Origin of the sequence: Paracoccus sp. TRP, from assembly GCF_000185925.1 — a bacterium.
Classification (GTDB): domain Bacteria; phylum Pseudomonadota; class Alphaproteobacteria; order Rhodobacterales; family Rhodobacteraceae; genus Paracoccus; species Paracoccus kondratievae.
In genome coordinates, this window is record NZ_AEPN01000048.1 from 1 (window position 1) to 8,314 (window position 8,314).

The 8,314-nt window shown below is 58.0% G+C and carries 3 protein-coding genes and 1 CRISPR repeat array; of the genes, 1 reads left to right on the plus strand and 2 read right to left on the minus strand.

The features are described 5' to 3' along the window. The first annotated feature begins 31 nt into the window (after positions 1 to 31). Positions 32 to 486: direct repeats of the CRISPR family, unit length 28 nt; unit sequence GGCTCCCCCGCACCTGCGGGGATAGACC. A 376-nt stretch (positions 487 to 862) separates the two neighbouring features. Then, positions 863 to 2,965 carry a YecA family protein gene (locus PARACOCCUSGL_RS22475; protein WP_010399231.1) on the plus strand — a complete coding sequence of 701 codons (2,103 nt, stop codon included), beginning with the start codon at positions 863 to 865 and terminating at the stop codon, positions 2,963 to 2,965. A 170-nt stretch (positions 2,966 to 3,135) separates the two neighbouring features. Here the strand turns inward: PARACOCCUSGL_RS22475 and PARACOCCUSGL_RS0117020 are convergent, their stop codons facing one another. Further along, on the minus strand, positions 3,136 to 6,234 hold the full coding sequence (locus PARACOCCUSGL_RS0117020) for a type I restriction endonuclease subunit R (protein ID WP_010399234.1): 3,099 nt from the start codon (positions 6,232 to 6,234) through the stop codon (positions 3,136 to 3,138). Continuing rightward, positions 6,234 to 8,147 carry a restriction endonuclease subunit S gene (locus PARACOCCUSGL_RS21280; RefSeq protein ID WP_010399236.1) on the minus strand — a complete coding sequence of 638 codons (1,914 nt, stop codon included), beginning with the start codon at positions 8,145 to 8,147 and terminating at the stop codon, positions 6,234 to 6,236. The genes PARACOCCUSGL_RS0117020 and PARACOCCUSGL_RS21280 overlap by 1 nt, the downstream gene beginning before the upstream one ends. Between the last annotated feature and the right edge of the window lie 167 nt (positions 8,148 to 8,314).

Sequence of the window (8,314 nt, forward strand, 5' to 3'; positions counted from 1 at the left end):
CATGCGGCAAAAGATCGCCGCGTGTTTTGCCGGCTCCCCCGCACCTGCGGGGATAGACCATCATGCGGCAAAAGATCGCCGCGTGTTTTGCCGGCTCCCCCCCACCCGCGGGGATAGACCACTGTGTCCCTGCCGGACGACGCAGATGATGCTGGCTCCCCCGCACCTGCGGGGATAGACCACTGTGTCCCTGCTGGACGACGCAGATGATGCTGGCTCCCCCGCACCTGCGGGGATAGACCCCCTGACGCGGCGGGCTTGCGGCTCGTTGGCAGGGCTTTCCCGCACCTGCGGGGATAGACCCCATTCCCGGCAGTGATCGTGGTCGCGGAAGCCGGCTCCCCCGCACCTGCGGGGATAGACCCTGCGCTGATGATAGCTCTCATGGCCGCAGATCGGCTCCCCCGCACCTGCGGGGATAGACCCGGGTCAGGGGCTGCCGCCGCTGGTTGTCGTCTGGCTCCCCCGCACCTGCTGCTGGTTCTCACTCGGTTCGGCACTCGGTTGCGTACAACTTCGGCACCCGGTTGCATGACATTCGGCGCCAGTAGCTCCAGAAGTGCCGGTCTCAGAGCCAGCGAAGGCGAGAAGCGCGGAGACCTCAACTATCGCAGCGGTTCTCGCCTTCGCTGTTACTGCCAGTGACGGAGACAAAAAGGGCGGAAAGCGGTCATTCGCTGCGCCGGTCGTGGAGGTCAGCTACCGGTCACTGGGTTAAGCTGATCGTGCCGGACAGTAAGCTTGCAGTTGCGTGACGAAGCAACACGGTGGATTGTGGCTGCAATGTCACCGCCCCGAACGACGTGCTTACGATCCATTGCAAGCAAATGATGCATGAATTGTAGATAGGGAAATAGCGCTAGTGCGATCCGAAGAACAGTACTTTCAAGAGTTGATGGAAGTTTGCCGAGCTCCTGGCTTTGCTCATGCGATCGCGATGTTCTGTTTCCGGGACAATTGGATCGGCTTCAAAGATCAGATGACCGGAAAGTTGCTTGCTGACAAGAAAACACCGGAGCGTCTAATAAGAACTGAGATCGCGTCGTTGATCGGCGGCCTGCTCGGAGGCGCAGGTTCGACTGAACTCCCAGATCAAGCGGTGATGGTGAATTATCTAGAGCAAGCAGAACGCTTGCTTGAAGAAATTCATCAATGCATGGTCGCAGACGCTTTCTCTGACTTGAAGGCGCATAGATCACCCCTTTCTACTGGAGAGGCAATCAGAGAAGCAGCGTTTTATGCGACCGAAAGCGCATATGCATTCCAGTACAAAGACTTCGCGGAAGTTCGCTACCAGCAGGATGAGCAATGGCTGGCAGTCAACGTGGGCTTCACGCTGAAAGACGCCAAGTTAATCGCCGATGCAATCGTTGATATCCAATCAAAAAAAGCGATGGATCACCTCGCAAATCTGAGGAAGGCTGACCCTACGCTTTGGACGATGCTGCCGGCATTCGAGCTGGTACCGGAAGAAGTGAGTGGTGCTTCGGGTTTGCCCATAGAAACTGTTAAGAGGTTCTTCGCCGCATTCTCATGTGATGTCAAAAATGAAAATGCGAACTTTCGATCAGTAACGGACTTCAATATTACTTCGGCAAAGCCCATCGTCCTCTTGGAAGGACAGTATTTTCTCTTTCAGTACGTCAGCCTTATGGAAGCGATTTATGAGTGTCCGGCTCACTGGATGTACCAAGACGCGGCATATAGAGCGGCGGCATCCCAAAATAAGGGCCACTTCACAGAGGCCATGACCTTCGATTTCCTAAAAAGGATTTTCGGCGAGGAGTATGTCTTCCAGAACTTGGACCTTTACAAAGGCGTGAACAAAGTCGGCGAAATAGATGTTTACGTATCGTTTGGTGAGGTTGGGATCATCTGTCAGTGCAAGTCACAAAAGCTTACGGTCGCCTCCCGGAGCGGCAACTTAGTCAGAATCAAGAAAGACTTCCAGCTCGCAATTCAGGAGGCATATGATCAGTGCCGGGTGTGTTTTGATGGGCTTCTAGATCCGGATGTAATTGTAAAGGACGCTGTCGGAAATGTCGTGGACTTGCAGAGACCAGAGCGTGTCTTCCCGATTACGGTTATTTCAGATCACTTTCCGGCACTGAGCATTCAAGTTCGGCAGTTCCTGGCAATCAATACTGCTGAAGGCTTTGAAAAACCGCTTTGCGTCGATCTATTCACCTTGGACGTGATATCGGAGCTGGTCCCCTCTCCCATTCGGGTCTTAGCCTACCTAGAGCGCCGTTCCTTATACTACGATAGGATAATGACGACTAACGAATTGGGGGTGCTTGGGTATTTCCTGAGAGTGAACCTTTGGCTCGAAAGTGAAAATGATTTCTTGAACCTAGATGACAGTCTGGCGAGCGATATTGATTCCGCCATGATCGTGCGGCGGGAAGGTCTTCCCGGCAAAGATACTCCCGAAGGACTGCTGACGCGTTTCAAAGATACTTTTGTCGGCCATGTGATCGATGATGTTGATAGAAATCCGAACGCGCTCTGTGTTGAATTGGGGCTGTCTCTACTGGAGATGGGAGAGGATGGGATCAACGATGTTGAGGCGTTGGTCTCACGGATGTCGGCACGAGGACGGGGTGACGTAACGCTACCTATGGAAAATCGTTCGTCAGGCCTGACCATCCACTGCAACTCTGATCCCCAATACATTGCAGAGCCTTCTCTGCGAAAGCACATGGTGCGTCGCAAGTATCATCAGAAGGCCGACAAATGGTTGGGTCTCAATGTTGATCCATCGACCAAGCTGGTACGTTTCGGCGCATATGTGCGGCAGAAGCACGTATTCGACTATGAACTGGAAGCATTGATGGCTTCAGCGCCGCCCTTGGTGAAAACCAAGGATGTCTTGCGAGGAGCGGCACGGCGAAAAGTTGGGCGGAACGAGAAATGTCCGTGCGGAAGCGGCAAAAAGTACAAGCATTGCTGCGGCAAGGGCTAGACTCTGGACTTCGATAAAGTGCGGGACCGGACGCAATGGCTGTCGCCCTTCGCGCCTTGAGCATACGGTGGCGCCACCTTCGGCGCGTTGGTAGCTAAATGGCTGACCCCGGCCATCCGTCGCCCCCGGCCCGAAAGTCTGGAAAGGGCCGATCTTCTCCTCTAACCATGTCACGCGGCCCGTTCCCGCAGGGCTTCATACAGCCGCCCTGGCCCCATCAGTGCCGCTTTCAGCCCGGCCTGAATCGCCGGAGATTCCAGTGCCTGACGACTCATCGCCGAATGTGCGTCCAGGGCGTCGATGACAGCATCCATGATTGCCGCTTTCAGCAACGGCGAGTTGTCGAATTGCTCCTTCTGGTTGCTGCCGGCCTGCTGGGAAAGCGTTTCGTTTTCCACCAGCTTGCCCTTGATCGCCATGGCATAAGAAAGCTGGTCGTTGTCCGTCACGCCGGTGAACAGATCGTTCATCCTGGCAAGGATCTCGGACAGCAGAGCCTTTTCCTTGTCTTGCACTTCCGCCGAGCCGGATTCGCTCATGGGCTTCAGCTTTTCAGCCGCGCTGCCCAAAGTCAGGTCCGTTTTATCCTTCGCTGTCAGCTTGTGGTGCGTCAACTCCACCTTGCTCAGGTCCACACCCTCTCGCTCGCGGCCGAAATCCAGTAGCGGGATAAGGCGACGGTAGAAAATGCTGCGCGCCTCGATGGCGGTCGAACCATAGTCGAAGATCTGCGACAGGAAGGCATAAAGCCGCAGGAAGGCGCCCATGTTGGCCTTGAACACGGCCAGGGCATCCTGCGTCTGTTTGGCGGCAAGCGCCGCTCGGTCATCGCCAGCGGCACGGGCCGCGATCTCGGCATCCTTCGCCGCGCGGAAGGATTTCAGCAGTCGATCCGCCACCGGCTCGATGGCGGCGGACAGACTGGCGTGGTTCGCTCTGGGATCCAGCTCCGCCCGAACCAGGCGATCCACCTCGAAATCGTCGTAATAGCCAAGCGCATCCAGCTTTGCGCGCAGATCCAGCACCTGATCCGGGTCGGTGACCGCCTCCAGCTCGGCCGTCTCGTAATAGGTGCGGAAGGCGGTCAGGATGTCTTCGGCGCTGTTGGCGAAATCGAGGATATAGGTCGTATCCTTGGTGATCCCACCCGAGGACCACGCCCGGTTCAGCCGCGAAAGCGTCTGCACTGCCTGGATGCCCGCCAGCCGACGATCAACATACATGCCGCACAAAAGCGGCTGGTCAAAGCCGGTCTGGAACTTGTTTGCCACGATCAGCACATGGAACTCCGGCCCCTTGAAGCTTTCGCGGATATCGCCGCGCAAGCCGGGGTTCAGCACCTTCGACGATTCGGTAAACGGCTCCGGGCCGCTGTCGGGGTCGTTCACCTCGCCGGAAAAGGCAACCAGCGTGCCAAGGCCATAGCCCTTTTCCTTGATGTATTTCTGCATGGTGATCTGCCAGCGGACGGCCTCCTTGCGGCTTTCCACCACCACCATCGCCTTGGCGCGCCCACCCAGTAGCGGCATCACCATCGAGCGGTAATGCTCCACCACGATCGCCACCTTCTGCGCGATATTCCAGGGATGCAGCTTCACCCATTGCATCAGTGCCTTTTGCGCCGTGCTGCGCTCGACCTCGCGGTCGTCCATTTCCGCGCCGCCGTTTGCCAGTTTGAACGCCAGCGCATAGGGCGTGTAGTTCTTCAGCACGTCGAGGATGAATCTCTCCTCGATGGCCTGCCGCATCGAATAGACGTGGAACGGTGCGGGCAGATTGCCCGGCCCGACAGGGGCAGCCGGATCGGGGCGGCGGCCGAACAGTTCCATCGTCTTGGCCTTGGGGGTCGCGGTGAAGGCGATGAAGCTAATCCCCGAAGATCCCGCCTTGGCGGCCATATTCGCGGCCAGCACGTCTTCGGCGCTGATCTCGCCGCCATCCTGCAATTCGGCCAGTTCCTCGGCCGACAGCACCTGCTTCAGCTTGGACGCCGCCTCACCGGTCTGGCTGGAATGGGCTTCATCGGCGATCACCGCGAACCGCTTGCCGCTGGTCGCCGCCAGATCCTGCACCGCCTTCAGCGCAAAGGGAAAGGTCTGAATGGTGCAGACGACGATCTTCTTGCCGCCCGCCAGCGCCTCGGCAAGTTGGCCGCTTTTCGCCCCCGATTCATTGGTGATCGTCGCCACCACGCCGGTCGTGCGCTCGAATGCGAAGATTGCCTCCTGCAACTGCGTGTCGATCACGTTGCGATCCGACACCACGACGACCGACGAAAATATCTTCTCGTCCTGCGCGTCATGCAGGTCGGCCAGCAGATGCGCCGTCCAGGCGATGGAGTTGGTCTTGCCCGACCCCGCCGAATGCTGGATCAGGTATTTCCCGCCCGGACCCTCGTCCAGCACCGCCGCCCGCAGTTTGCGGGTCGCATCAAGCTGGTGGAAACGCGGGAAGATCATGCCGGTCAGTTGCTTCTTCGCATCCCGCATGCCGACCATGTAGCGGCCGAGGATTTCCAGCCAGCTTTCGCGCGACCATATCTCCTCCCACAGATAGGCGGTGCGATGACCGTTTGGGTTGACCGGATTGCCCGCCGCGCCGTGATCGCCCTTGTTGAAGGGCAGAAAGCGCGTATCCGGACCGGCCAGCCGCGTGGTCATCATCACCTCGCGGTCGCTGACGGCGAAATGCACCAGCGCGCCGCCGGGAAAGGACAGCAGCGGCTCGGGGCTCGCGCCCTTTTCCTGCGGCTTGCGGTCGAAACGGTATTGATCGACGGCATCCTGAACGTTCTGGGTGAAATCGGTCTTCAGCTCGACCGTCGCCACCGGAATGCCGTTCAGGAACAGCACCAGATCGAGGCAATTTCCATTCACTTCGGAATAGCGCAACTGGCGGATGATGCGCAGGCGGTTGGCCTGATAGCGCGCGATGATGTCGGGGTTCGTGCCCATGGCGGGGCGGAACTGGGTCAGCGCCAGAGGGACGCGCAGACCCACAACCTCGATCCCGCGCCGCAGCACGTCCAGCGTGCCGCGGGTGTTCAACTGCTTGCGTAGCCGCTCAAAGATCGCGGCCTCGCCGTGCTTGGCCGTTGCCTCGGCCCAGGCTTTGGGCTGAGTGTCCTGAAACCACGCCACCAGATCGGCGGGGAAAATCGCACGGGCGCGGTCATAGGCGGCGGCATCGCCGGGGGCATAGAGCCAGCCATGCGCCGCCAGATGGTCGCAGATTACATCCTCGAAGCCGATTTCCTTATGCGTGGCCATCAGGGGAACAGCCTCCCGGTCTGCGTTTGGGGTCCGGTGCCATCCGGAACGATATTCTGCCGCTCCATCCAGTCGAGCCAAGTGCCGAGTTCGTCCGCCGTGAACTTCCTGGACTTCTCCGGATGCCAGTTTTCCAGCACTTCGCGAATGATGTCGGCGCGATCAGGGGTTCGACCGTCGATCAGGAAATCGTTCCAGGCAGCATAGAGCGTAGCAACGGCCTCGATCCCGTTCTTGGTGAGGCTGCCAAGCTGGTTACTCAGATAGTCGAACCGTTCCATCCGATCCCCGAGTGCTGACGCAAGCTCCGCGTGTAAGGCGGCTGCGTCCCCCAGAAACTCATATTGAACACGGGAGCCCGGACCGCCTTCCTGCCGAACCCGAACTAGCCCGGCAGCCTCAAGGTCAGTCTCAACCCGGCTCTGCAAGTCGCGATCAAGAGGACCAGCCGCTTGCCGTTCATAGTCACCGCCAATTTCGGGGGCGTTGGCGCAGGCTTGCGTCATGAAGAGAAACTTTTGAACCATCATCCGGCCAAAGCCGAGATGTTGGCCATGACGCGCTATTATCACGCCCGCGACCATTGCGCTGACGTGCAAGGATTGCGGAGCTTGGGCCGGAACCTTGGCTAGCTCGCGAACGTCGATCTTGCCCGTCACCGCTGCGGAGATAAGGGCCGCACGGCGTTCCTGCAAAAGGGTGATGGCAGAGGTGGCGGTTTCGGTTAGGGTGTCGAGTTGGGCGGTAATTCGAGAAAGATAGGCCGCAATCTCACGTTGCTCATCCAGAGGTGGGCAAGATACCAAAATATCTTTGGCGGCGGACACATTGAAATGTAGCTGAATAGCCCCGCCAGAGCCTTCCGAAAACTGTCGCAATGCCGGATCAGAGGTCAAAAACCATACCAGATATTCGCTGTCCAACTGTGCCGATCTACGAACAATGATCAGGTCAATGCAGTTTGCCCCATCAAACTCCTGAGGGACCACGGCACATGTTCCGGGTTGTCCGGTTCTTACAGCTACAACATCTCCATGGCGCAACATCGACTTTGACATCAGTTCGTTGGCATTGTCGCTGATGTAAACCATGTTATCACCAGATATGCGGCCGGGACGAACATTCAGAGAACGAAGCGCCGGAACCCCACTTTCGACATAATATTTCGATGGTTCAACCACGATGCCTACCGTGATTTCAGGGGACTTCCGCTTCAACGGCACCACCTCCCATCCCTCGGGAATATCCCCGAGCCAGTCGACGCCCGAGGGTTTGAGGCGGGCGGAGGGGTTCAGGCCGCGGGTGACGGCGTGGCTGATGGTGGCCTGACGCTTCTCGGCCAGAAGCGCGATCAGGCGGCGCTGTTCCTCGATCATCCCGTCGATCTTCGCCGTCTCCCGGTCGAGGAAGGTGACAATTTGAGTGATGGCGCCGTCGGAGGGAGGAAGCGCAATCCTGATCTTTTCAACTTGATGCGACGATAAATGCTTCACCGTAGTCGAGTAGGTAACGTCATTTATTCTTTTCAAGGGGAATGGAAGGCAGTACTCTATAAACCTTGTAAGGGTGTCTGATCCGGCCCTGACGCAACACATTCGTTGGTTAAGCAGCGCTGGGCCATCCCCTAACCAGCGGCCAACGTTGAAATCGCCATCCATTCCAATAAGCACATCCGAATTGCTGATGATTGCCTGTTCAATGGCGTGGCCGTCAAAGCGCGCTTCCGACTCTGTCTGATTCAGATCGCGGATGCGGACGAGGGGTAGGCCCACCGTGGAATTGAACGATGCTGAGTTGAACGGATAACCGTTAATAATCGAGGCGACCGCCTTGACCGGCATGACCTCCCATCCCTCCGGCACCACTCCCAGCCACTCAACCCCAGAGTCCTTATACGCCAGATAGGGCTTCATGCCGTCAGCCCCTTCAGCATCTGCTGAATCCGCGCCGTCACCTGCGCCAGATCGGCGTCAATCTCGGCCAGCGGGCGGGGCGGTTCGAAGACGTAGAAATGCCGGTTGAAGGGGATCTCATAGCCGATCTTCGTCTTGTCTGTTGATTTCCGTCGAGACGTGACCCG

Coding starts and splice junctions, on each gene's coding strand:
- PARACOCCUSGL_RS0117020 (WP_010399234.1), bottom strand. CDS start 6,234: ATGGCCACGCATAAGGAAATCGGCTTCGAGGATGTAATCTGCGACCAT.
- PARACOCCUSGL_RS21280 (WP_010399236.1), bottom strand. CDS start 8,147: ATGAAGCCCTATCTGGCGTATAAGGACTCTGGGGTTGAGTGGCTGGGA.